This is a genomic window from Aquipuribacter sp. SD81, assembly GCF_037153975.1.
Classification (GTDB): Bacteria; Actinomycetota; Actinomycetes; order Actinomycetales; family JBBAYJ01; genus Aquipuribacter.
Genome location: NZ_JBBAYJ010000009.1, coordinates 117,564 through 143,924 on the forward strand (window position 1 = coordinate 117,564; position 26,361 = coordinate 143,924).

The window sequence follows — 26,361 nt, forward strand, 5'->3', positions numbered from 1 at the left end:
CCACCCGTGCTCCACCCACAACCCCTGATGGAGGGCCCAACGATGCCGCTCACCAAGACCGCGGTCGCCACGCTCGCCGTGGCGACCCTCGCCCTCGCGGGCTGCTCGACCGACACCCCAGGGGAGGACGCCGCGGCCCCCGCGCCGGTGGACGCGTCCGCCGGGGCGGGCGAGACCGGCGCCGACGCCGGCACCGAGACCGACGAGGGCACCGACGCCGGCTCCGGCGGCCCGTCGGAGGGCGAGTTCTTCGTCCGCGAGAACTACGAGAACCAGCTCGCCCAGCGCGACGTGGAGCCCGAGGGCGACCCGGCCACCCCGTGGCTGCAGGCCATCGAGCCCGAGTACGTCGACACCGCCGAGTACGCCGCCGAGGGCCCGCAGGACCTCTGCTTCTCCAACGCCTCGGTGTCGAACCCGTGGCGCGTCACCGGCTTCATCACGATGCAGGAGCAGGTGGCCGTCTACCAGGAGCAGGGCCTCATCGGCGAGTTCCGCGTGGCCGACGCCGCCGACGACGACAACAAGCAGATCTCCGACATCCAGTCGTTCATCGACGCCGGCGACTGCGGCGCGATCATCATCTCCCCCTCGACCACCGCCACCCTCACCCCGGCCGTCGAGGCGGCGTGCGCGAGCGGCGTGCCGGTCATCGTGTTCGACCGCGGCGTCAACACCGACTGCATGACGACGTTCATCCACCCGATCGGCGGCTACGCCTACGGCGCCGACGGCGCGGAGTTCCTCGTCGACAACCTCGAGCCCGGCAGCACCGTGCTCGCGCTGCGCATCCTGCCCGGCGTCGACGTGCTCGAGAACCGCTGGGCCGCCGCGCAGGAGATCTTCGCCGGCTCCGAGCTGGAGGTGCTCGGCGACGAGTTCACCGGCGGCGACGCCGCGCAGATCAAGGACCTCGTCACCCAGTACATCCAGCGCGGGGACGTGGACGGCATCTGGATGGACGCCGGTGACGGCGCCGTCGCGGCCGTCGAGGCCTTCGAGGACGCGGGCGCCGAGTACCCCGTCATGGTCGGCGAGGACGAGATGAGCTTCCTGCGCAAGTGGGACGAGACCGGCATGACCGCGATCGCGCCGGTGTACTCGAACTTCCAGTGGCGCACCCCGATCGAGGCGGCCGTCGACATCTTCGCCGGCGAGCAGGTCCCCGCGGAGTGGATCCTCCCGCAGGAGCCCGTCACGCAGGACACGCTGCAGGAGTTCCTCGAGGCCAACGCCGAGATGCCGAGCCTGCACTACGCGAAGTTCGGCGGCGAGGACCTGCCCGGCTACCCCGAGGCGTGGCAGGACCGCTGACCGACCGGACGCCCGGTGCCGACCGTCCGCAGGGGCTGGTCGGCACCGGGTCTCTCGGGCCAGGATGTGAGCGCTATCCGTGACCGTCGGTGAACGGCACGGCACACAGGAGGATCGATGACGACCGCCGGCTCGGCTCCGACCGCGTCGCGACGCCCGCTCGGGGTCTCGACGTGGCTGTGGTGCTCGCCGCTCACCGACCCCGACGTCGCCCGGCTCGCCCCGCGCGTGGCCGGGTGGGGCTTCGACGTGCTGGAGATGCCCGTCGAGGGCGTCGGCGACTGGGACCCCGCCGCCGCGCGCCGGGTCCTCGACGACTGCGGCCTCGGCGCGACCGTCTGCCTCGTGACGGGGGAGGGTCGCGAGCTCGTCGACGCGCCCGACGACGTCGTCCGCCGCACCCAGGACTACCTGCGCGCGGTCGTCGACGCCGCCCACGCGGTGGGCGCCGACGTCATCGGCGGCCCCGCCTACGCCTCGGTCGGGCGGACGTGGGCGCTGGAGGGCGCCGCGCGCACCGCGGCGTACGCGCGCTGGGCCGAGGCGCTCGTGCCCGTCGCCGAGCACGCCCGCGCCGCGGGCGTGCGCATCGCGGTGGAGCCGCTCAACCGCTACGAGACGTCGTTCCTCAATACCGTCGAGCAGGCGCTGGAGGCGCTCGACCACCTCCCGGCCGAGGTCGCCGACGCCGTGGGGCTGCTGCTCGACACCTACCACCTCAACATCGAGGAGCGGGACCCCGTCGCGGCCGTCCGGGCCGCCGGGGACCGCATCGCGCACGTGCAGGCCTCCGGGACGCACCGGGGCACCCCGGGCGACGACCACGCCGACTGGCCGGGTCTCGTCGCCGCGCTCGACGCCGTCGGCTACGCCGGCGCGGTCTGCATCGAGTCCTTCACGCCCGACAACGCGACGATCGCGCGCGCGGCGTCCATCTGGCGGCCGCTGGCCGCGAGCCAGGACGCGCTCGCCGTCGACGGGCTCGCCCACCTGAAGGAGGTCGGCGCCTAGCACCACGCCGCGCGGCAGGCCCGCGCCCCGCAACGGACGACGAAGTCCCCGCGGCCACCGGTGCGCCGGCACGCGCCAGGTCGACGGGCTCCCGATACCGCGACGACGCACACAAGGAGCTCAGCGCATGCACGTGCCACGTACCCGATGGACCAGGCCGGTGGGCCTGGTCGCGACAGGGCTGGCCGCCCTGCTCGCCGCCACCACGGTGGCGGCCGCCCCCGTGGCGGCCCAGGCCGTGGAGGAGGCGGACGAGGCCCGCGTCCTCATCTTCACCAAGACCACCCAGTTCCGGCACACCGAGGCGATCACCCAGGGCACCCCGGTGCTGCAGGACGCCTTCGCCGAGGCCGGCATCGCCTCGGACCACACCGAGGACTCCACCGTCTTCAACGACGAGGACCTCGCCGCCTACGACGCCCTCGTCATGTTCCAGACCTCCGGCGACCCGTGGAGCGCCGAGGAGAAGGCCGCGCTGGAGCGCTACCAGCAGGCCGGCGGCGGCATCGTCGCCATCCACAACGCCACCGACATGCGCGGCAGCTACGACTGGTGGGACGACATGATCGGGGCGCTCATGCCCGGTCACGCCGCCACCGGCACCAGCCCCGGCCTGCCCGGCACTGTGGTCGTGGAGGACCAGGTCCACCCCTCGACCGAGCACCTGCCGCAGCGCTGGGAGCGCGCGGACGAGTGGTACAATTACTCGGCCAACGTGCGCGGTGAGGCGCACGTGCTCGCCACCATGGACGAGTCGACGTACGACGCCGGCTCCAACGCCATGGGCTACGACCACCCGATCTCCTGGTGCCGGCCCTACGACGGCGGCCGCGCCTGGATGACCGGCATGGGCCACTTCGGCGCGCACTACACCGACGAGCCCGCCCTCGTGCAGCACATCGTGGGCGGCGTCGAGTGGGCCGCCGGCCTGGCCGAGGGCGACTGCGGCGGCACCGACTGGAGCGAGTACGAGCGCGTGACGCTCGACTCCAACACGTCCGCGCCGTTCGCCATCGACGTCGCCTCCGACGGGCGGGTGTTCTTCACCGAGCTCGTGCGCGGCCAGATCCGCGTGTACGACCCGGCGACGCAGACCACGACGACGGCCGTGCAGCTCGACGTGTACTCCGGCGGCGAGGACGGCCTGCTCGGCATCGCCCTCGACCCGGACTTCGACACCAACGGGCACGTGTTCGTCTACTACGCCCCGGACGCGGCCGACAACGCGGACCCGGACAACTTCTTCAGCCGCATCTCGCGCTTCACGATGGACGACGAGTCGGGGACCATCGACCCGGCCAGCGAGGTCGTCGTGCTCGAGGTGCCGGCGAGCCGGCTGCCCGACGAGCCCGGCCACACCGGTGGCGGGCTGCGTTTCGGCCCCGACGGCGACCTGTACCTGGGCGTCGGCGACGACGTGAACCCCCACTCGGAGCCCTCGGGCGGCTACGCGCCGCTGCACGAGTCCTCGACGATGCTGTGGGACGCGCGCGCCACCAGCGCCAACACCAACGACCTGCGCGGCAAGCTGCTGCGCATCCACCCGGAGCCCGACGGCACCTACACGATCCCCGAGGGCAACCTCGTCGACACCGAGTGGGCGGCGGACAAGGACGCGGACCTCATCCGCCCCGAGATCTACGCGATGGGCTTCCGCAACCCGTTCCGCTTCTACGTCGACCCGGTCACCGGTGACGTCGGCATGGCCGACTACTCCCCGGACAACAGCAACGACGCGCCGGCCACCCGCGGGCCGGCCGGCATCGCGGAGTGGAACTGGATCCGCGAGCCCGGCAACTACGGCTGGCCGCTGTGCATGGGCGACAACGAGCCGTTCCGCGACGTCGACTACCTGACGAGCCCCGTGACGGTCGGGGACTACTTCGACTGCGACGCGCCCGTCAACGACTCCATCCACAACACGGGGCTCGAGCAGCTGCCGCCGGCCCGCCCGGCCGACGTGTACTACGGCTACCGGCGCGCCTCCGACCAGGGCTCCGGGCTCAACCAGGGCGGCGGCCTCGCCCCCATGGGCGGCCCGGTCTACCGCTACGACGAGGCGCTCGAGTCCGACACCAAGTTCCCGGAGCACTTCGACGGCAAGCCGTTCTTCTACGACTGGGCGCGCAACGACATGTTCTCGTTCGTGCTCGCCGACGAGGCGACGACGGAGGAGTTCGTGCCGGGTGAGGCGGTGGAGAAGGTCAACCCCTTCCTGCCGCAGACGCAGTTCCTCGCCCCGATCGACTCGCTGTTCGGCCCCGACGGGTCGATGTACGTGCTCGACTGGGGCGGCGGCTACGGCCGTGACAACCCCAGCTCGGGCCTGCACCGCATCGACTACATCTCCGGGTCCCGGTCGCCGGTGGCCCGCATGGCCGTCGAGCCGACGTCGGGCCAGGCGCCGCTGGCCGTCACGTTCTCCGGTGCCGGGAGCACCGACCCGGAGGAGGAGGCGCTCACCTACGCGTGGGACTTCGACGGTGACGGCACCACCGACGCCACCGGCGTCGAGGCGACGCACACCTACACCGAGAACGGGCGCTACGACGCGCGCCTGACGGTGACCGACCCGGCGGGCAAGACCGGCACGGTCACCACGCCCATCACGGTCGGCAACACCCAGCCGGACGTGCAGATCGAGGGCCCGCCGGACGGCGCGTTCTTCGACTTCGGCGCCACCCTGGAGTGGCAGGTGTCCGTCACCGACGCCGAGGACGAGGTCGACCCGGCCGACGTCATCGTCACGCCGGCGCTGGGGCACGACTACCACGCCCACCCGACCACGGAGTCCCGTGGCCTGACGGGCTCGGTGGAGACCTCGCTCGGCGGCCACGCGCCGGACGAGAACATCTTCTACGTCATCGACGCCCGCTACACCGACGCCGGGGGCGGCGGGCAGCAGGCGCTGACCGGCAGCGACACCGTCCGGGTGTTCCCGCGCCTGCGCGAGGCGGAGTTCCGCTCCGCCGACTCCGGCATCACCGTCACCGAGTCCCGCGACGTGGCCGGCCACGGCCAGTCGCTCGACGGCTCCGGCGGCGCGTGGTTCTCCTACGACACGGTCAACCTCACCGGCGTCGACGCGCTCACCGTGCGCGCGGCGGCCTCGCAGGCCGGCACCGTGGAGCTGCGGGCGGGTGCGCCGGACGGCGAGCTCGTGGGCAGCGCGGAGGTGCCGGCGCTCGGACTGACCCGCTACAGCGACGTGACGGTCGACGTCACCGACCCGGGGGAGTCCTTCGAGCTGTTCGTCGTGCTCCCCGGTGAGGGGACCCGCCGGGTCAACTTCGTCGAGGCCGTCGGCCAGGGGGTGTCGGGCACGACCCGCCCGGTCGTCACCGTCACCTCGCCCGAGCCGTACTCGGTCGTGGAGGAGGTCGGGCCGGTCACGCTGGCCGCCGACGCCTCCGACGCCGACAACGGCATCACGGCGGTCGAGTTCCTCGTCGACGGCGAGTCCGTCGGCTCCGACGACACCGCCCCGTACGAGGTCACCTGGACCCCGGCGGACACCGGTCGCTACACCGTCGAGGCGGTCGCGACCAACGGCGACGGCGTCACCACGACGTCGCGCCCGGTCCAGTTCGACGTCGGCGACCTCTACGCCGGGTGGCTGACCTACAGCCACCCGTCGGCGGCCGGGACCTTCGACCGTCCCGACACCAGCACGTGGGGCATCACCTCCGGTGGCGCCAACACGTGGCAGGGCACCGACGAGTACAGCGCGGTCTACCAGCCCGGTGCCGCGCAGGGCGAGCAGTGGACCGCGACCGTGCGGATCCTCAGCCAGCAGGTGGCGAACACCTCGGCCAAGGCCGGGATCATGGTCCGCAACGACATGACCCGCGCGGGCGCCTCGGGTGGCTACGTCTACCTCGCCGCCCGCAACGGCAACGCCTACGAGTGGCTGCGCGACACCGACGGCAACGGCCAGCTCGACGCCTCCACCAACGGGCCGACGTCCCGGTACCCGAGCTGGCTGCGGGTCACCCGCGACGGCTCGTCGTACCAGGCGTGGACCAGCGCCGACGGTGAGACCTTCACCCCCGTCGGTGACCCGGTGACCATCACCGGCGCCGCGTCGGTGCAGGACATCGGCCTGGCGGTGACGGCGCACTCCACCACCGCGCGCTCCACGGCGGTCTTCGAGGACTTCACGGTCGTCGAGGGCCTGCCCGAGGGGCCGGAGGAGCCGGAGCTCGAGGAGTTCCCGGCCTGCCCGACGGGTGGCCTCGACGAGTTCGAGGGCACGAGCCTCGACGAGGCGCGCTGGAGCACCGTGCGCGCCGCGGCCGGCTCGCCCGTCACCGTCTCCGACGGCCGGCTGCACCTGCCGGTCACCGGCGGCGACATCAACGAGGGCTCGACCGGTCCGATCTCCTACGTGGCCACCCCGGCCCCGGCGGGGGAGTGGACCTTCGAGACGGAGGTCGCGCTCGACCACACCCGCAGCTGGCAGCACGCCGGCCTCATGCTCCACGCCTCCGACGACGAGTACGTCAAGGTCGCGTGGACGCAGGGCACGTCGGGGGCTCCGTTCCTGGAGTTCCAGACCGAGACCGCCGGGTCGCGGCAGTGGCACGCGAACAACGTGACCGTGCCCGGCTCGCCGGACTCGCTGCACCTGCGGCTCGTCAGCGACGGCAGCGGGCTCACCGCCGCGTGGTCCGTCGACGGCAGCACGTGGACCGCGCTCGCGGGCCGCGCGCCGCTGAAGACGGGCGCGACCATCGGCGTCGTGGCCGCCGGCGACACCGGCACGCCCGGCGTCGTCGCCCACGTCGAGCGGGCGGGTCTCGTCGGCGAGGACGGTCCGGCCCCCGAGGTCGACCCGTCCGACGAGTTCGACGGCACCTCGCTCGACACCTGCCGGTGGGACGCGGTCGTGCGCCCCGACGCGTCCGAGGTGACGGTGGCCGACGGCCACCTCACCATCACCACCCAGCCCGGTGACATCCACGGCACCGACAACCTCGACCCGCGCAACCTGGTCCTCCAGAGCGCACCCGAGGGCGACTGGGTCGTCGAGACCCGGCTCCGGGGCGAGCTCGACCACCAGTGGAAGCTGGCGGGCCTGCTCGCGTACGGCGGCGACGACGACTACGTCAAGCTCAACGTCGGCGCCCGCAACCCGCAGGGGTCGGCCGTCAACCTGGGGGCGGAGCTCGTCTCGGAGGTCGACGCCGACTTCGGCGGCGGCGGCAACCGGGTGCTCGACATCGCCGACACCTCGGAGTCCGGCTACTGGTACCTGCGTCTGGCCAAGGTCGGCGACACCTACACCGGGTGGGTGTCCGACGGCGGCGTGACGTGGACCCAGGTCGGCGAGCCCGTCACGCACCCCGGTCCGCTGGACCGGGTCGGCGTGTGGGCGATCGGCCCGGAGCAGTCCAAGGCGACCGACATCCAGTTCGACTGGGTGCGCTTCGGCGCCGAGGACCCCGAGCCGGAGCTCGCCGTCACCATGACGGCGGAGACCCGGTGCGTGGCCGGTCGCGTGGTGCTCGTGGCGCGGGTCGCCTCCGAGCACGACGCCCCGGTCACGGTCGAGGTCACGTCGCCGTACGGGACGCGGACCGCGACGGTGGAGGCGGGCGGCGCGACGTCGCTCGCGTTCTCGACGCGGCAGCGGTCGGTCGACGCCGGCGAGGTGAGCATGCGCGCGAGCGCCGGCGACCTCGCGGCCGAGGGCGCCGTGGAGTACGCGGCCCGCTCCTGCGGCTGACGCCGCACAGCCGCCGCCCGCCCGGGGCACGCGCCCCGGGCGGGCGGCACCGCTCCGCCCACCACCTCACGAGAGGACACCGGACGTGCCCACGCGCCAGCAGCCCCGACCGAGCACCCGCCCCCGCGGCGGGAGCGGCGGGGTGGCGCGCGGGCCCGGCGGGAGGGCCGCCGGTGCCGGCCGGCGCCCGCCCTCCGACGGGGCCGCGGGCCACCGCGTGCCCCGGCCGCTGATCGCGGTCGCCGTCACGCTCGTCGTGGCGGCGGCCGCGGTCGGCGGTGTGCTGCTCGACCGCCGCGACGGTGTCGACGCCCGCACCGCCGACCTCGTCGCCGCCGAGGAGGCGCGCACGGTCGAGGACGCCGCGGCCGTCACCGCCACCGCGCAGGACGTCGTCGACGTGCTGTCGCCCATGGCCGAGTCGCTCGCCGGACCGTCACCGGCCGCGGCCGACGTCGCGACGTGGACCGCGGACGTGGCGGCGCTGCAGGACCGGCTCGCCGCCGAGCCCGGCGGCTCGACCGCGGCGAACGCGGCCCGCTCCGCGCTGCGCTCGACCGTCGCGCTCACGGGGTCGTCGTTGGAGGCGCACGCCCTGGCTGCTGATGCACCCGAGGACGCGCTCGCCGTCCGCCTCGGCGCGCACGCCGCCGACCTCGGTGACCAGGCGCTGCGCTCGTGGGTGACGGCGGCGACGCTCGTCGACGTCGCGAACGTGGACGCCGGGCTCGGTCACGTGCACCTCACCCTCGCCCCGGGCGTCGGCGTCGACCACTGACCCGTCGGTCGACAGGAACGTCGACCTACGCGCCGTGCGTCGACAGGAACGCAGACGTACGTGGCGTGCGTCGGCAGGAATGTCGACTTACGCGCCGTGTGTCGACAGGAACGTCGTCGTACGTGGCGTGCGTCGACAGGAACGCAGACGTACGTGGCGTGCGTCGACAGGAACGCAGACCTGCGCGGCGGTGAGCCTCAGTCCAGGACGAGCGGGCGGTCGACCGCGTCGGGCGCGAGGACCCGCTCGATGACCATGACGGCCGCGCCGATGACGCCCGCGTGGCGTCCGGCCGCGCTCGGCACGATCCGCAGGTGCTGCGTGGCCAGCGGCAGCGAGCGGCGGTACACGACCTCGCGGACCCCGGCCAGCAGGTGCTCGCCGGCCGCCGCGAGGGCGCCGCCGAGCACGATGACCGACGGGTTGAGCATCGACACGACGGTCGCGAGGACCTCGCCGATGTCGCGGCCGGCCTCGCGCAGCACGTGCACGACCTCGACCGAGCCGCCCTTGGACAGGGCGACCAGGTCGGTGCTCGTGTGGGCGTCGATGCCCTTGTCGCGCAGCCGGGCCACGACCGCGCCGCCGCCGGCGACCGCCTCGAGGCAGCCGGTGTTGCCGCAGCGGCACAGGGCGTCAACGGCGTGGGGGACCGCGACGTGACCGAGGTCGCCGGCCGCGCCCTGCGCGCCGCGGCGCAGCTCGCCGTCGGAGATGATCCCGGAGCCGATACCGGTGCCGACCTTGACGTAGACGAGGTGGTCGACGTCGGACCACGCCGTGAAGTGCTCGCCGAGGGCCATGACGTTGACGTCGTTGTCGACGACGGCCACCGGGGCCAGGCCGTCGGTGAGGTGGCCGATCACGTCGTAGCCGTCCCAGCCCGGCATGATCGGCGGCGAGATCGGCCGTCCGGTGCTGTGCTCTATCGGGCCGGGCAGGCCCATGCCGACGCCGAGCAGGTTCGCCTCGGCGGAGACGGAGTCGGCGAGGCGGCGACCGCTGTCGACCACCCACGACAGCACGGCCTCCGGGCCGTCGGCGATGTCGTGCGTGCGCTGCTCCTCCGCGAGCACCTGGCCGGCGAGGTCGGTGACCGCGAGCAGGGCGTGCGTCGCGCCGATGTCGGCTCCGAGCACGAGCCCGGCCGAGGGGTTGAAGGCGAACTGGCTGGGCGGGCGCCCGCCCGTGGAGGCGGCGTCGCCGGCGGGGGTCACGAGCTGCCGGGCGAGCAGCGTGTCGATGCGCTGGCGGACCGTCGCCCGGGACAGCCCGGTCAGCGTCGCGAGCTCCGAGCGGGTGCGGGCGCGGCCGTCACGCAGCACGGCGAGGACCGCTCCCGCGGAACCCGGCTGTGTGAACGTCTCCGTCAACGTCGTGGCCATCGCTACGACAATACCCATACCCCTTGGCCGTTGTCTGCGACGAAACAGATGCTTGACACGCGCGGACTTCTGTCTACGGTTAGGCGAAAGCGGGGCACCGGCTGACGTTGGTCCTCGCCGTGGGTCGTCGAAGCCGGCGGCCGCGGATCCGATCCGCACCCTTGTAACGATCAGGTAACGGGTTCGTCTGGTCCACCGACGAACTATTGCCCGACCGTGAACGGGTCACATAAGTTCGCCGCCGTCGCACCGACCGCGGCCCAGTCCCTCGACGAGGAGGTCGACACACACTGTGACGAGCGAGCGAGGCCGCCCTATGCCCGGGGCGCCCGAGGTGGTCCTGCGGATGCAGGGGATCGTGAAGACGTTCCCCGGCGTACGGGCCCTCGACGGCGTCGACCTCGAGGTACGGGCCGGCGAAGTGCACTGTCTTCTGGGGCAGAACGGTGCCGGCAAGTCCACCTTGATCAAGGTGCTCGCCGGAGCGCACGCCCCCACCGAGGGGACGATCGAGTGGCAGGGGAAGCCGTTCGAGATCACGTCCCCCGTCGCCGCCCTCGGGGCCGGCATCGCCACCATGTACCAGGAGCTCGACGTCGTCGACGGCCTCACCGTCGCCGAGAACGTCTACCTCGGGCACGAGCTGTCCGCGGGCGGCGTCACCCGCCGCCGCGAGGCCAACAAGCGCACCGCGGAGACCCTCGCGCGGCTCGGGCACAGCGAGATCTCGCCGAGCCGCGAGGTCGGCACGCTGTCGGCCGCGGGCAAGCAGGTCGTGAGCATGGCCCGGGCCCTCAGCCACCACGCGCGGCTCATCATCATGGACGAGCCGTCCGCGGTGCTGGACTCCGAGGAGGTGGAGAACCTCTTCCGCGTCGTTCGCGAGCTCACCGCCGACGGGGTGGCCGTCCTCTACATCTCCCACCGCCTGGAGGAGATCCGCGAGATCGGCGACCGGATCACCGTCCTCAAGGACGGCAGCTCGGTGGCGTCGAACCTCGAGGTCGCCGACACCCCCACGCCGGAGCTCATCAAGCTCATGACGGGCCGCAACGTCGAGCAGGTCTTCCCGCCCCGCCCGCGCATCCCCGACGACGCCCCCGAGCTGCTCCGCGTCGAGGGCCTCGGCCTGCGCGGGGAGTTCTCCGACGTGTCGTTCACGGTGCGCGCGGGCGAGGTCGTCGGCCTCGCCGGGCTCGTCGGCTCCGGCCGCTCGGAGATCCTCGAGACCGTCTACGGCGCGCGCCGCGCGACCGCCGGCACGGTGCACGTCGGGGACAAGCAGATGCGGCGCGGCTCGGTGGACTCGGCCGTCAAGGCCGGGGTCGGTCTCGCCCCCGAGGAGCGCAAGAGCATGGGCCTGCTGCTCGACGAGCCCGTCTACCGCAACATCACGCTGTCGACCTTCGCCCGCCAGGCCAAGGCCTCGATGCTCGACGAGCGCGCCGAGCGGCGCGTCGCGGTCGAGCAGATCGAGGCCCTCGACCTGCGCCCCCGCGACCCCGACCGTCCGATCCGGACCCTCTCGGGCGGCAACCAGCAGAAGGCGATGCTCGCGCGCTGGCTCGTGCACGGGTGCCGCGTGCTCCTGCTCGACGAGCCCACCCGCGGCGTCGACGTCGGCGCCCGCGCGGAGATCTACGCCCTCGTGGCCCGCCTCGCCGAGGCCGGCAACGCGGTGGTCGTGGTGTCGAGCGAGATCGAGGAGGTGCTCGGTCTCTCCCACCGGGTCCTCGTCGTGGACGACGGCAAGGTCCTGCACGAGGGACCGGCCGACCAGATCGACGAGCACGGTGTGCTCGCCCTCGTCATGGAAGGAACAGCCGCGTGAGCGAGAAGACCCCCCAGACGCTGGAGACAGCGGGGTCGGTCCCACCGGACCCGGACCACCCCGCCCCGCTGCAGCGCGACGGCTCCGCCGACGCCGGCAGCGGCAACAGCACGGACACCTCCGACGAGGGTGGTCGCCGCAACCTCTTCGGCTTCCTCGGCGGCACCGGCGTGACCCGCAACCTCGGCCTCGTCGTCGTCCTGCTGCTCATCGTGGTGGCGGGCGTCGTGACGGCCGGGACCCAGTTCGCGAGCATCGACAACATCCTCACGATCCTGCGCCTGGCCGCGGTCATCGGCGTCGTGAGCATCGGCGTCACGTTCGTCATCACCGGTGGCGGCATCGACCTGTCGGTCGGGTCGGTCCTCGGGCTCGCGTCGGTGTGGGCGACGACCCTGGCGACGCAGACGCTCGCGGCCGACACGCACTGGATCGTCATGGTCTTCACGGCGCTGGCCGTCGGCACCGTGGCCGGTCTCGTCAACGGCGTGCTCATCGCCTACGGGAAGGTCGTCGCCTTCATCGCGACGCTCGCCATGCTCGTGGCCGCCCGCGGCCTCGCGGAGATCATCGCCCAGCGCCGCACGCAGATCGTCAACAACAACGACTTCCTCGACTTCTTCCGCGGCGACTTCCTCGGCATCCCGGTCCTCGTGTGGCTCTTCGCGCTCGTCGCCGTCGCCGGGTGGGTCCTGCTCAACCGGACCACCTTCGGGCGGCGGACCGTGGCGGTCGGCGGCAACCCGGAGGCCGCACGTCTCGCCGGCATCAAGGTGAACCGGCACACCATGTACCTGTACGCGCTGTCCGGCCTGTGCGCCGGCATCGCCGGGGTCATGATGCTCGCCCGCACCACGGCCGGGTCGTCGACGAACGGCCAGCTCTACGAGCTGGACGCGATCGCCGCGGTCGTCGTCGGCGGGACGCTGCTGGCCGGTGGCCGCGGCACGATCGTCGGCACCGTCCTCGGCGTCCTGATCTTCGCCTCGCTGACGAACATCTTCATCCAGAACAACCTGTCGATCTCGTCCCAGTCGATCGCCAAGGGCGCGATCATCGTGGTCGCCGTCCTGCTCCAGCAGCGCTTCGCCGCCGGTCGCCCGTCCGGCGCCCGCTCAGGGTGAGCGGGGCCCGACCCCGCAGCTCCCCGCGCCCGTGCCCGGCTGTCCCCGGGTCCACGGTGCGCGGTGCCACGCAGCACCACCGCACCAACCCCTGCCAGACCATCTCGAAGAGGAGACACCCATGACCCGCACCATCCGTTTCCGCCGCTCCGCGCTCGCGGTCAGCTCGATCGCGGTCCTCGCGCTCGGGCTCGGCGCCTGCACCTCCAACGAGGCCCCGGCCGAGGAGGAGGCCGCCCCCGCCGAGTCCGGTGGCGCGGCCCCCGCGGAGGGCGAGGCCGCCGGCGGTGGCGCCAACGACGAGACCGGCGAGACCGTCACCATCGGCTTCTCGGCGCCCGCCGCCGACCACGGCTGGATGGCCGCCATCACGCGGGCCGCCGAGGAGCGCGCTGCCGAGTACGAGGACGTCGAGCTCGTCGTCGCCGAGGGCACCAACGACGTCAACGTCCAGATCAGCCAGATCGAGACGTTCATCAACGACGGCGTGGACGCCATCGTCCTGCTGCCGTTCGACGGCGCGGCCCTCACCGAGGTCGCGACGCAGGCCATGGAGGCCGGCATCACCGTCGTCAACGTCGACCGCGAGTTCTCCAGCCCGTTCGCCGCCCGCACGACCGTGCTCGGCGACAACTACGGCATGGGCGTCAGCGCCGGCACGTACATCTGCGAGCAGGTCGGCGACAACCCCGACGCCGTCGTCGCCGAGATCGCCGGCATCGACTCGCTGCCCCTCACCCAGGACCGCAGCCAGGGCTTCGCGGACGCGCTCAGCGACTGCGGCCTCGACGTCGACAACCGCGTCGCCGCGGACTTCACCGTCCAGGGCGGCCAGGAGGCCGCGGCCAGCCTGCTGCAGGCGGCGCCGCAGATCGACGCCATCTGGAACCACGACGACGACCAGGGTGTCGGCGTGCTCGCCGCCATCGACCAGGCCGGCCGCGACGAGTTCATCATGGTCGGCGGCGCGGGCTCCGCGAACGTCATGCGCGAGATCCAGGAGGGCGACTCCGTCCTCCAGGCCACGGTCATCTACCCCTCGACCCAGGCCGCGGACGGCATCTCGCTCGCTCGCCTCGTCGAGCAGAACAAGGACCTGGGCGACCTCGTCTCGAACACCGTCCCGCGCGAGGTGCAGCTGTACGCGCCCGTCGTGACGGCGGACAACGTCGACCAGTACATCGACAGCGCGTTCGAGTCCTGACCGACCGACGACCACGTGGTGGCGCGGACCCCTGCGGGGGTCCGCGTCACCGCCCGGCAGGGTGGCGTCCCGGGACGGCGCCGCCCCAGGAAGGGAGGACCGATGGGTCCTGACCACGCACCCGAGCTCGGTGTCGCCATGGTCGGCCACTCGTTCATGGGCGCCGCGCACTCGCAGGCCTGGTCCGTGGCGCCGCGCTTCTTCGACCTGCCGCGCCGCCCGCGCATGCGCGTGGTCGCCGGCCGGCGCGCCGAGGCCGTCGAGCAGGCGGCCCGCACACTGGGCTGGGAGGAGACCGAGACCGACTGGCGCAAGCTCCTCGTGCGCGACGACGTCCAGCTCATCGACATCTGCACCCCCGGTGACACGCACGCCGACATCGCCGTGGCGGCCCTCGAGGCCGGCAAGCACGTGCTGTGCGAGAAGCCGCTCGCGAACACGGTCGAGGAGGCCGAGCGCATGGCGGCCGCGGCCGACAAGGCCGCTGCCAACGGCGTCCGCGCCATGGTCGGCTTCACCTACCGCCGCGTGCCCGCCGTCGCGCTCGCCCGGCAGCTCGTGGCCGAGGGCCGGATCGGCACGGTCCGCCACGTCCGCGCCCAGTACCTGCAGGACTGGATCGCCGACGAGCAGGCCCCGATGTCGTGGCGCCTCGAGAAGGACAAGGCCGGCTCCGGCGCGCTGGGCGACATCGGCGCCCACGTCGTCGACATGGCGCAGTTCGTCACCGGCTCGAAGGTGAGCGGCGTGAGCGGGCTGCTCGAGACGTTCGTCGAGGAGCGTCCGCTCCCCGGGTCGTCCGGCAGCCTGCGCGGCGAGGCCGGCGAGGGCATGGGCCGGGTGACGGTCGACGACGCCGCGCTCTTCACCGCCCGGCTCGAGGGCGGCGCGGTCGCGGTCTTCGAGGCCACGCGCTTCGCGTGGGGTCGCAAGAACGCCATCCGCCTGGAGGTCAACGGCTCGAAGGGGTCGCTGGCCTTCGACTTCGAGGACATGAACGTCCTGCACTACTACGACGCCACGGAGGACCCGCTCGTCGCGGGCTTCCGGCGCATCTACGTGACCGAGCCCCAGCACCCGTACGTGGGCGCCTGGTGGCCGGCGGGCCACGGCCTGGGGTACGAGCACGGCTTCGTGCACCAGGTCGTCGACCTCGTGGGTGCCCTCGCCGAGGACCGTCAGCCGGAGCCGTCGTTCGCCGACGGCCTGCAGGTGCAGCGCGTCCTCGACGCGGTCGAGCGCAGCTCGGCCGCGTCCTCCGCCTGGCAGGCGGTCTAGGCCCCCGGGCCGCCCGCCGGGGCATCGGCGGGCGGTCCGGGTCACCACATCCGTCCCTACGACCCGAGAGAGATCAGCAACGCCAACCCAGCCCCTCAGGACACAGAACGGACGATCGATGAGGATTGCACGTCACAGCCTGGATACACACCCGGGGAGGCGACGCGGACCGACCCGCGCCGCCCTCGCCGGGCTCGTCGGACTGGCCCTCCCGGCCGGTCTGCTCGTGGCTGCCCCTGCCATGGCCGCCACCGACGACAGCAGCGCCGAGGCCTCGGGCGCCGAGGTGGCCGCGGCCTCGGCCGAGGTCTCTGCCCTGGCCCCGCCCCCGGTCGGCGAAGGACGCTTCGACGTCCTCGTCTTCTCCAAGACCGCCGGCTTCCGCCACGGCAGCATCGAGGAGGGCATCGCCGCCATCGAGCTCCTCGGTGAGGAGAACGACTTCAGCGTCACCGCCACCGAGGACGCGGCCGTCTTCTCCGAGGCGGGTCTCGCGCCGTTCGAGACCGTCGTCTTCCTCTCCACGACCGGTGACGTGCTCAACGCGAGCCAGGAGGCCGCGTTCGAGGCGTACATCGAGGGCGGCGGCGGCTTCGCCGGCATCCACTCCGCCTCCGACACCGAGTACGGCTGGGAGTTCTACGGCGACCTCGTCGGCGCGTACTTCCTCGGGCACCCGGCGAACCAGACGGCGACCGTCGTCGTGGAAGACCCGGCGCACCCGTCGACGGACTTCCTGCCGACCGAGTGGTCGCGCTTCGACGAGTGGTACAGCTTCCAGACCAACCCGCGCGACGACGTGCACGTGCTCGCCACGCTCGACGAGACGAGCTACAACCCGGGCACGAGCAACCGCATGGGTGCCGACCACCCGATCGCCTGGTGCCAGGAGGTCGAGGCCGGCCGCGCCTGGTACACCGCCCTCGGCCACACCGAGGAGAGCTACGTCGAGGCCGAGTTCCTCCAGCACGTGCTCGGCGGCATCGAGACCTCCGCGGGCGTCGTCTCGGCGGACTGCACCGCCACCCTCGACGGCAGCTTCGAGCGTGTCGCGCTGGACGAGAACACGCAGAACCCGATGGAGATCGACGTCGCCGACGACGGCCGCGTCTTCTACATCGAGCGTGACGGGCGCGTGCAGGTCATCGAGACCAACGGCCAGGTCCGGACCGTCCTCAACCTGGACGTGACGACCGTGCAGGAGTTCGGGCTCGTCGGCATCGTGCTCGACCCCGACTTCGCCGAGAACGGCTGGGTCTACCTCTACTACAGCCCCGGCCCGAGCACGTCCCCGGCCGACCTCGTCTCCCGCTTCACCATGGGCGAGACGAGCATCGACCCGGCCAGCGAGGAGGTCATCCTCCAGGTGCCCGTGCAGCGCGCGCAGTGCTGCCACGCCGGTGGTGCCCTCGAGTTCGACACCCAGGGCAACCTCTACATCGCCACGGGTGACAACACGAACCCGTTCGAGTCGCAGGGCTACACCCCGACCGACGAGCGCGCGGGCCGTGCGGCCTACGACGCCCAGCGGACCTCGGGCAACACCAACAGCCTGAGCGGCAAGATCCTGCGCATCACGCCGCAGGACGACGGCACGTACACGATCCCGGACGGCAACCTGTTCGAGCCCGGGACCGACCTGACCCGGCCGGAGATCTACGGCATGGGCTTCCGCAACCCGTTCCGCATCGGCATCGACCCGCTCACCGACAAGCTCATGGTCGGCGACTACGGCCCGGACGCCGGCGCCGGCAGCGCCGCACGCGGGCCCGACGGCCGCGTCGAGTGGTCGATCCTCGTGGAGCCGGGCAACTACGGCTGGCCGTACTGCCACGGCACCGCGGCCTACATCGACTGGAACTTCGCGACCAACACGGGCAGCGGCCTGTACGACTGCGACAGCCCGGTCAACGACAGCCCGAACAACACCGGTCTCACCGAGCTGCCGCCCGTCATCGAGCCGCAGATCTGGTACGGCCGTCAGTCCACGTCGGCCTACCCGGGCATCGGCACGGGCGGCGCGCCCATGGCGGGTCCCGCGTACGTGTACGACCCCGACCTGGAGTCCGACCGCAAGTGGCCGGAGTACTTCTCCGACAAGGCCCTCTTCGGTGAGTGGAACACCGGCCAGCTGTACAACATCCTCCTGGCGGAGGACCGGCTGTCCCCGGTGAAGGTCACAGAGTTCCTGCCCCGCGGCACGATCATCAAGCCGATGGCCTGGGAGTGGGGCCCGGACGGCGCCCTCTACATCCTCGACTGGGGCTCGGGCTTCGGCGGCAACAACGCCGACTCCGGCGTCTACCGCATCGACTACACCTCCGGCGCCCGCGCCGCGATCGTGCAGGTGAGCGCGGACGTCACCAGCGGTCCCGTGCCGCTGGAGGTGCAGTTCTCCTCCGAGGGCACGCGCGACCCCAACGGCGGCGCGCTCACCTTCGCGTGGGACCTCGACGGCGACGGCACGGTGGACTCCACCGACCCGAACCCGTCCTTCACGTACGAGACCGCGGGTGCCTACCAGGCGCTGCTCACGGTGACCACCGAGGGCGGCCGCGTCTCCACGGCCACGGTCAACATCGCGGCCGGCAACACGCGGCCGACGGTCGAGATCACCGGCCCGCCGGCCGGCGGCTTCACGGAGTTCGGTGACACCGTCGCCTACTCCGTCGAGGTCACCGACCCGGAGGACGACGCCGCCGGCGTCGACACCTGCCCCGGCGTCCTCGTGAAGCCGGCGCTCGGGCACAACGACCACGGTCACCCGGGCGAGCAGTCGACCGGTTGCGAGGGCTCCTTCGTCGCGACCATCGACGACAGCCACGGCCCCGAGGCCGACATCTTCGTCATCGTCGAGGCGGACTACACCGACGAGGGCGGCGCCAACGGTGCTCCCGCGCTGACCGGGTCCGACATCATCACGCTGCAGCCGAAGACGAAGCAGGCCGAGTACTTCGAGTCCACGGGCCGCACCGACGACGCCACCGGCGGCGGCGACGCGGGCGTGACGACGGAGGCCACCTCCGACGACGCCGGGGGCTTCGAGAACCTCGGCTTCATCGAGGACGGGGACTACGTCTCCTACTCGCCGGTCAACTTCACCGGCATCGACGGCGTCACGGTCCGGGCGGCCAGCCCGGGTGACGGCGGCCTCGTCGAGCTCCGCTGGAACGCGCCCGACGGTGAGCTCCTCGGCACCGTCGACGTCGCCGGCACCGGTGACTGGCAGGACTACGAGGACTTCTCCACCGACCTCGCGGACCTCCCGACCGAGACCGGTGAGCTGTTCGTCGTGTTCAAGTCGCGCGACGGCGGCGACGGCAGCCTCATGAACGTCAACTGGTTCGAGTTCGAGGGCAAGGGCGTCAGCCTCAACAGCGCCCCCACGCTCGAGTCCGTCACGGCGACGCCCAGCTCCGGCCAGGCGCCGCTCGCCGTCACCCTCGCCGCGGAGGTCTCCGACCTCGACGGCGACGACGTCACGGGCGTCTGGACGACCGGCATCGCCGGCGACCAGCCGCGCGAGGGCCTCACGACCGACGCGGTCTACACGGAGCCGGGCACCTACACGGCGACGTTCCGCGCGACCGACAGCCAGGGCGCGTTCCGCGTCCGGACGGTCGAGATCGAGGTCGAGTCCGAGCCGCTCACGCCGTGCTTCGGCGCGAAGTCGGACGACTTCGAGGGCGACAGCCTCGACACCGACCGCTGGGAGGTCGTGCGACCCGACGGCAACATCCGGTTCGAGGACGGGGCGATCGTCATCCCGACCTCGGCGACGGACATCTACCAGAACACCAACACGACGACGAACATCGTCCTGCAGCCGCTCGAGCCGGGTGCCTTCCAGGCGACCACCAAGGTCACCATGGCGGCCCGTGAGCAGTACCAGCAGGCCGGTCTCGTCCTCTACGGCACGGACGACAACTACGTCAAGATGGTCATCCAGGGCCGCACCGCGTCGCCCGACGCCGCAGGCCGCGTCTTCCAGCTGCTGCGTGAGACCGACGGTGTCGCGCAGGAGTGGAACACGGCCAACCTCGGCACGGCCTACCCGGACACGTACTGGGTGCGCCTCACCTCGACGAACGGGACGGACGTCACCGCGTCCTACTCCTCGGACGGCGAGACCTTCACCGACATGGGCCAGACGGTGTCGCTGAGCGGGATCACCAACCCGCGCATCGGCCTGCTGTCCCTCACCGGTGGCGGCCAGGAGCCGGTCGTCGACGCGGCGTTCGACTCCTTCACCATCACGCCCGACGACTCCGCCGGCCCCGTCAGCGTCAGCGACGAGTTCGACGGGTCCGAGCTGGACACCTGCCGCTGGCAGGTCGTGCGGCCCGAGCCGTCGGCGCTCACGGTGTCGGACGGGGTGCTCCGCATCCTCACGCCGAACGGTGACATCTACACCAACGGCAACCCGGAGACGGTGAGCAACTTCGTCCTCCAGGACGCGCCCGAGGGTGACTGGACGGTGGAGACCAAGGTCGACACCACCGCGCTGGTGCAGCAGTACCAGCAGGGCGGTCTGATCGCGTGGGTCGACGACGACAACTACGTCAAGTTCGACCACCTCGTGACCAGCGCCCTCGGTGCGGCCAACGTCGCCTCGAGCGTCGAGCTCCGCTCGGAGATCGCGGGCGCCATCCAGAACCCGCAGCCCAGCTCCGGCGCGGTCGCCCGCGGCGAGGTCTGGCTGCGGCTGACCAAGACCGGGTCCACCTTCACCGGTGAGTACTCGCTCGACGGCACCACGTGGGTCGCCGTCGGCGGCACCACCGGCGTGCCGAACGCCGCGATCGCGAACTCCGACGACCTCAAGGTCGGCGTGTTCACGATCGGCACCAACCAGGCGGCTCGGGTCCCGGTCACGTTCGACTACTTCCGCCTGCTGGGCGAGGAGGAGCCGGACGAGGACACGACCGCTCCGGAGGTCTCGGCGACCGTCGAGCCCGCGGAGCAGCCGGCCGAGGGCTACACGGGTCCCGTGACGGTCACCCTGACCGCCACGGACGACTCGCAGGCCACCGGTGGCGTCGTCTACACCGAGTACCGCCTCGACGGTGGTGACTGGACCGAGTACACGGCCCCGGTCACCGTCGACCCGGAGGTCGTCGGCTACGGCGAGCACACCTTCGAGTACCGGGCGAGCGACGCCAGCGGCAACGTGTCGGAGATCGGTTCGATCACGATGCTGTTCGACGAGCCCGAGGCCGAGGACACCGAGGCGCCCAGCGTCGACGTGACCCTCGACCCGGCGGAGCCCAACGGTGACAACGGCTGGTACACCAGCGCGATCACCGTGACGGTCACCGCCGACGACGGCGAGGGCAGCGGCGTGGAGACCATCGAGTACCAGGTGGTCCCGGCGGCGCAGGCCGGTACGTGGGACGAGGACGCGACGAGCACCTACACGGAGCCCGTCACGATCGACGACGACGGCGAGTGGGCGCTCCACGTCCGCGCGACCGACGCCGCCGGCAACACCTCGGCCCCCGTGGTCGTCCCCTTCAACATCGACACGACGGCCCCCGAGGTCTCGGTCGACGGTGTCGAGGACGGCGCCACCTACGGGTCCTCGGAGGTCCTCGAGCTCGAGCTCGTCGCCGACGACGCCACCAGCGGTGTCGCCGACAGCGGGCTGACCCTCGACGGCGAGCCCGTCGACGGGCCGGTCGAGCTCTGGCTGCTGGAGCCCGGCGAGCACGTGCTCGTCGGCACCGCCACGGACGTCGCGGGCTCCGCGACCGAGGTGACGGTGACCTTCACGGTCGAGGTCACCTTCGACGACGTCGAGACGATCGTCGGGTACCTCGTCGAGGCCGGCTCCGTGCCGTCCCGGACGGGTGACCAGATGGTCCGGTCCCTCGAGCGCATCGAGAAGCTCGCCGCCGACGGCAAGACGCGTCCGGCCCAGCAGCAGCTCGCCACGCTCGTCCGCACCGCCGAGCGCGGTGTCTCCGACGAGGACGCCCGCGGCATCCTCGTCGAGCAGCTCACCTGGCTGTCGGAGTCGCTGCCCACCGGCAGCGTCCCCGGCGGGTCCGCCCCCGGTAAGGGGAACGGCGGCCGGTGAGCACGCGAACCGCCGGGCGGCCGGGTTCCGGCCGGCCGCCCGGCACCCGCTCCCCGGCCCGGGGCACCGCCCCGGGCCGGGGGGGCGGTGACGCCACCTCGAGCCCGGTCCGGGCGGGGGCTGCCAGCCCCCGCCCGGCCCGGGCCCGGCTCGTCGTGCCGCTGACGGCCGCCCTCGTCGGTCTCCTCGTCGGGGTCGGACTCGGCGGTGCCGCGCCGCTCCCCGGTGGCTCCGGCGCCTCGCCCGAGGGGGCCCCGAGCGCCGCCGCGGACGACCCGCTCGCCGAGCGCGTCGCCGAGCTGCGCGCCGAGGCCGAGGAGCGCGACGCCGAGGCCTACGACCGGCTCGTCGCCGACGTGCAGGGCCTGCTGCCGGAGCTCACCCCCGTCGTCGAGGCCGCGGCGGTCCACGCCGAGCCCGGCGCCCCCGTCCCCTCCGCCGAGGACGCCGCCGCGTGGCACGCGGTCGCCACCGAGGCGGCCTCGGTCCTCGAGGACCCCCCGAGCGCGGGCACCGACGTCAACGTCGCCCGCGCCGCCTTCGCCGCCTCGCTCGTGCAGCTCGAGGCCGCGACCACCGCCTTCCAGCAGGCCGCCGCCGGCGCCACCGGGGCCGGCGACGCCGAGGCCGCCATGCGGCCTGCCGTGCTGTCGCTGCAGGGCGCCGCCGCGACCTGGTCCGTCGGCGCGACCCAGCTCGACGCCGTCTCCGTGGCACGCGACCGTGGCCACGTGCACCTGTACCTCCCGCCCGTCAGCGGCAGCGGGGCGCTCACCGCCGACCCGGAGGCCGCGCCCTGAGCGGGCCGGCTCCCACCCGCAGTCCGTCGTCCGAGAAGTCCGCACACGTCACCGTCACCCAGGAGGAGACATGACCCGCCCGATCACCCTGTTCACCGGCCAGTGGGCCGACCTGCCGCTGGAGGAGGTCGCGCGGCTCGCCAGCGGATGGGGCTACGACGGCCTCGAGCTCGCCTGCTGGGGCGACCACCTCGACCCGTGGCGCTGGGACGACGCCGAGTACGTGCAGGGCCGCCTCGACCTGCTGGAGCGCCACGACCTCAAGCTGTTCGCGATCTCCAACCACCTCAAGGGTCAGGCGGTCTGCGACGACCCGATCGACCACCGCCACCAGGCGATCGTCGGCTCGCGCGTGTGGGGCGACGGTGACGCCGAGGGCGTGCGCGAGCGCGCCGCGGAGGAGATGAAGAACACGGCCCGCCTCGCGGCGAAGCTCGGCGTCGACACCGTCATCGGCTTCACCGGCAGCGCGATCTGGAAGTACGTCGCCATGTTCCCGCCGGTCGGGCAGGACGTCATCGACGCCGGCTACGAGGACTTCGCGAACCGCTGGAACCCCATCCTCGACGTCTACGACGAGGTCGGCGTGCGCTTCGCCCACGAGGTGCACCCCAGCGAGATCGCCTACGACTACTGGACGACGGTCCGCACGCTGGAGGCCATCGGGCACCGCGAGGCCTTCGGCCTCAACTGGGACCCCAGCCACATGGTGTGGCAGGAGCTGGACCCCGTCGGGTTCCTCTGGGACTTCCGCGACCGCATCTACCACGTGGACTGCAAGGACACCCGCATGCGGATCGGCAACGGCCGCAACGGGCGCCTCGGCAGCCACCTGGCCTGGGCGGACGGCCGCCGCGGCTGGGACTTCGTCTCCACCGGCCACGGTGACGTACCTTGGGAGGACTGCTTCCGGATGCTCAACCAGATCGGCTACACCGGACCCATCAGCGTGGAGTGGGAGGACGCCGGGATGGACCGGCTCATCGGCGCCGAGGAGGCGATCGGCTTCGTCCGGCGCCTCGCGGTCGACGCTCCGGACGCCGCTTTCGACTCGGCCTTCAGCAGCAGCGAGGGCTGACGCAGACCCGCTCGAGGACGAGCGAGCCCGAGAGGAGGAGAGAACCAGTGCTCGAGGTGCCCGCCACGGCATCTCCCGCCGTGACAGCGGCGGGGCCGTGACGGGACCCGAGCACCGCCCCGACAGGAAGGCGTGCCGCTCCGCACGATACGAGGGTCGCGGACCCCGCGTCCCGTGAACTGCGGAAACCGGTGCGCCCGGCACCAGGAGGACACAGATGTCCCGCACCACACCAGGCTCCGTCCGCCGCGCGCGGCGGGCAGCGACGGCAGGTATCGCCGTCCTGGGGCTCGCCGCGACCGGCATGGTCGCCGCGACCACCACCGCGACCGCCGCCCCCGGCAAGTCGCAGAAGCCCGACAAGGGCAGCACCGACGTCATCCCACCGGACAGCGCGTTCGACAAGGTGACCCTCGACCCGACGCCCGGCGAGCCGATCGACCTCGCCGTGCTGCCGGACTCGCGGGTCCTCCACACCACGCGTGCGGGCGAGGTCCGCCTGCACGACCCCGACACCGGGCTCACCACGACGGCGGCGCAGCTCGACGTCTACCTCCACGACGAGGAGGGCCTGCAGAGCGTCGCCATCGACCCGGACTTCGCCGAGAACGGCTGGGTCTACCTCTACTACTCGCCGGTCCTCGACACCCCCGTCGACGACCCGACGACGCCGACCGTCAACGAGGGCGACGCGCCGGAGACGGGCAGCCCGGAGGACTTCGAGCCCTTCGAGGGCTACCTGCAGCTGTCGCGCTTCCAGATGGTAGGCGACGAGATCGACCTCGACACCGAGCAGGAGATCCTGCAGGTGCCGGTCGACCGTGGCATCTGCTGCCACGTGGGCGGCGACATCGTCTTCGACGCCGAGGGCGACCTCTACCTGTCGACCGGTGACGACACGAACCCGTTCCAGTCCAACGGCTACGTGCCGATCGACGAGCGGGAGGACCGCAACCCGGCCTTCGACGCCCAGCGCACGTCGGCGAACACGAACGACCTGCGCGGCAAGGTCCTGCGCATCACGCCGAGCGAGGGCGGCGGGTACACGATCCCCGAGGGCAACCTGTTCGAGCCCGGGACCGAGGGCACGAAGCCCGAGATCTACGTGATGGGCCTGCGCAACCCGTTCCGCATCGAGCTCGACCGGGAGACCGGCCAGCTGTTCGTCGGCGACTACTCGCCCGACGCGCGTCGCGCCAACCCGGACCGCGGCCCGGCCGGCCACGGCCGCTGGCTCGCCATCGAGGAGCCGGGCAACTACGGCTGGCCGTACTGCGTGGACCCGGAGACGCCGTACATCGACTTCGACTTCGCCACCCGCACCTCGGGCGACGCGTTCGACTGCGCGAACCCGGTCAACGACTCCCCGAACAACACCGGCCTCACCGAGCTCCCGCCCGTCGCGGACGTCGAGGTGAAGTACACCTACAGCCTGTCGGAGGAGTTCCCCGAGCTCGAGACCGGCGGCATCGGCCCGATGGCCGGGCCGGTGTACCACGGTGACCGTGCCAAGGGCCGCTCGCAGACCGGCGGTCGTCCGCCGGTGGCGTGGCCCGCGGCCTTCGCGGACAAGCCGTTCTTCTACGAGTGGACCCGCGACTACACGAAGATGTTCACGCTGTCGGAGGACGGTGACGAGGTCGTCGAGATCCAGGACGTGCTCCCCAGCCTCGTCTTCGACAACCCGATGGACATGGAGTTCGGTCCCGACGGCGCCCTCTACGTGCTCGAGTACGGCGACGGCTACTTCGCCCAGAACCCCGACGCCCAGCTCAGCCGCTTCGACTACATCGGCGTCAACGGCAACCACAGCCCGCAGCCGGCCATCGAGGTCGACACCACGACCGGTGACGCGCCGCTCACCGTGCAGTTCGACGGCAGCGGCACGGTGGACCCCGACGGCGACAAGCTCCGCTACGAGTGGGACTTCGACGCCGACGGCACCGTCGACAGCCGCGAGATCTCGCCGACGTGGACCTACGAGTCGACGGGTCGCTACCGGGCGCACCTCACGGTCACCGACCGCGGCGGGCGCGACCGGGGCCGCATCGCCTCGACGTACGTCGTCGTCGCCGTGGGCGGCGAGGCGCCGGTCGTCGAGTTCGTCACCCCGACCGAGGGCGACGCGTTCTCTTGGGGCGACACGGTCGAGTTCGAGGTCACCGTGACCGACGACCAGGACGTCAACTGCGATGACGTCACGGTCACGTACATCGTCGGGCACAACGACCACGGCCACCCCGTCACCACCGCGAGCGGCTGCACCGGCACGATCACCACGTCGCTGCCGCAGGGTCACGACCCGACGGCCGAGCAGCTGAGCGCGGTCTTCGTGGCCAGCTACACCGACCCGGGTGCCGACGGCATCCCGGCGCAGACCGGCACCGCGCAGGTCCGCCTCATCCCGGAGCCCTGAGCCACGGGATGACGGCACACGGCTGACGCACCACGCGTCGGCCCACGCACCACCGGTCGGGGCCCGGCCCCCGGGCCCCGACCGGGCACCACCCGCTCCACCGCACCACCCGCTCCACCGCACCGCACTAATCGAGAGGCCCCACCCACACGAGAGGAGCACGCAGATGTGCTTCGGTTTCGACGCCATCACCCCGCTGCGCGAGGCCGCCGAGAAGGGCACCGGTCCTGACCGCCGCGCCCTGCTGCGCGGCACCGTCGCCACCCTGGCCGGCGGCGCCGCCGTCCTCGCCGGCGCCGGCCCGGCGCTCGCCGCGCCCCCCGCGCACGCCGCCG

Annotated in this window: 13 protein-coding genes; 12 read left to right on the forward strand and 1 reads right to left on the reverse strand. The window is 72.5% G+C overall.

The features are described 5' to 3' along the window. Positions 1–42 precede the first annotated feature (42 nt). The 4 genes from WAA21_RS07430 (at position 43) to WAA21_RS07445 (ending at position 8,831) form a co-directional block, all read left to right on the forward strand. Positions 43–1,314 carry a substrate-binding domain-containing protein gene (locus WAA21_RS07430; RefSeq protein ID WP_336922137.1) on the forward strand — a complete coding sequence of 424 codons (1,272 nt, stop codon included), beginning with the start codon at positions 43–45 and terminating at the stop codon, positions 1,312–1,314. Between the two features lie 117 nt (positions 1,315–1,431). Next, positions 1,432–2,325, forward strand: coding sequence for a sugar phosphate isomerase/epimerase family protein (locus WAA21_RS07435; protein ID WP_336922138.1), 894 nt, complete (start codon positions 1,432–1,434; stop codon positions 2,323–2,325). A gap of 127 nt (positions 2,326–2,452) precedes the next feature. Continuing rightward, positions 2,453–8,053 carry a ThuA domain-containing protein gene (locus WAA21_RS07440; RefSeq protein WP_336922139.1) on the forward strand — a complete coding sequence of 1,867 codons (5,601 nt, stop codon included), beginning with the start codon at positions 2,453–2,455 and terminating at the stop codon, positions 8,051–8,053. Between the two features lie 217 nt (positions 8,054–8,270). Next, on the forward strand, positions 8,271–8,831 hold the full coding sequence (locus WAA21_RS07445; protein ID WP_336922140.1) for a hypothetical protein: 561 nt from the start codon (positions 8,271–8,273) through the stop codon (positions 8,829–8,831). Between the two features lie 197 nt (positions 8,832–9,028). On the opposite strand, the gene WAA21_RS07450 is transcribed toward WAA21_RS07445, so the two are convergent. Next, on the reverse strand, positions 9,029–10,216 hold the full coding sequence (locus tag WAA21_RS07450) for an ROK family transcriptional regulator (RefSeq protein WP_336922141.1): 1,188 nt from the start codon (positions 10,214–10,216) through the stop codon (positions 9,029–9,031). Between the two features lie 316 nt (positions 10,217–10,532). Between WAA21_RS07450 and WAA21_RS07455 the strand changes: the two genes are divergently transcribed. From WAA21_RS07455 to WAA21_RS07490, 8 genes are all read left to right on the forward strand, one after another. After that, positions 10,533–12,047: a sugar ABC transporter ATP-binding protein gene (locus WAA21_RS07455; RefSeq protein WP_336922142.1), complete on the forward strand. Its 1,515-nt coding sequence runs from the start codon at positions 10,533–10,535 to the stop codon at positions 12,045–12,047. Between the two features lie 170 nt (positions 12,048–12,217). Next, positions 12,218–13,171: an ABC transporter permease gene (locus tag WAA21_RS07460; RefSeq protein WP_336922157.1), complete on the forward strand. Its 954-nt coding sequence runs from the start codon at positions 12,218–12,220 to the stop codon at positions 13,169–13,171. A gap of 121 nt (positions 13,172–13,292) precedes the next feature. Continuing rightward, positions 13,293–14,375 (forward strand): substrate-binding domain-containing protein, encoded by a 1,083-nt coding sequence (locus WAA21_RS07465; RefSeq protein WP_336922143.1) that lies wholly within the window; start codon positions 13,293–13,295, stop codon positions 14,373–14,375. A 102-nt stretch (positions 14,376–14,477) separates the two neighbouring features. Continuing rightward, on the forward strand, positions 14,478–15,653 hold the full coding sequence (locus tag WAA21_RS07470; RefSeq protein WP_336922144.1) for a Gfo/Idh/MocA family protein: 1,176 nt from the start codon (positions 14,478–14,480) through the stop codon (positions 15,651–15,653). Positions 15,654–15,879: 226 nt separating this feature from the next. After that, positions 15,880–21,732, forward strand: coding sequence for a ThuA domain-containing protein (locus WAA21_RS07475; RefSeq protein ID WP_336922145.1), 5,853 nt, complete (start codon positions 15,880–15,882; stop codon positions 21,730–21,732). Then, positions 21,729–22,532 (forward strand): hypothetical protein, encoded by an 804-nt coding sequence (locus WAA21_RS07480; RefSeq protein WP_336922146.1) that lies wholly within the window; start codon positions 21,729–21,731, stop codon positions 22,530–22,532. Before WAA21_RS07475 ends, WAA21_RS07480 begins: the two co-directional genes overlap by 4 nt. Before the next feature lie 70 nt (positions 22,533–22,602). Continuing rightward, positions 22,603–23,610 carry a sugar phosphate isomerase/epimerase family protein gene (locus tag WAA21_RS07485; protein ID WP_336922147.1) on the forward strand — a complete coding sequence of 336 codons (1,008 nt, stop codon included), beginning with the start codon at positions 22,603–22,605 and terminating at the stop codon, positions 23,608–23,610. Positions 23,611–23,827: 217 nt separating this feature from the next. After that, complete coding sequence (locus WAA21_RS07490) at positions 23,828–26,026, forward strand: PQQ-dependent sugar dehydrogenase (protein WP_336922148.1); 2,199 nt, start codon at positions 23,828–23,830, stop codon at positions 26,024–26,026. The last annotated feature ends 335 nt before the right edge of the window (positions 26,027–26,361 follow it).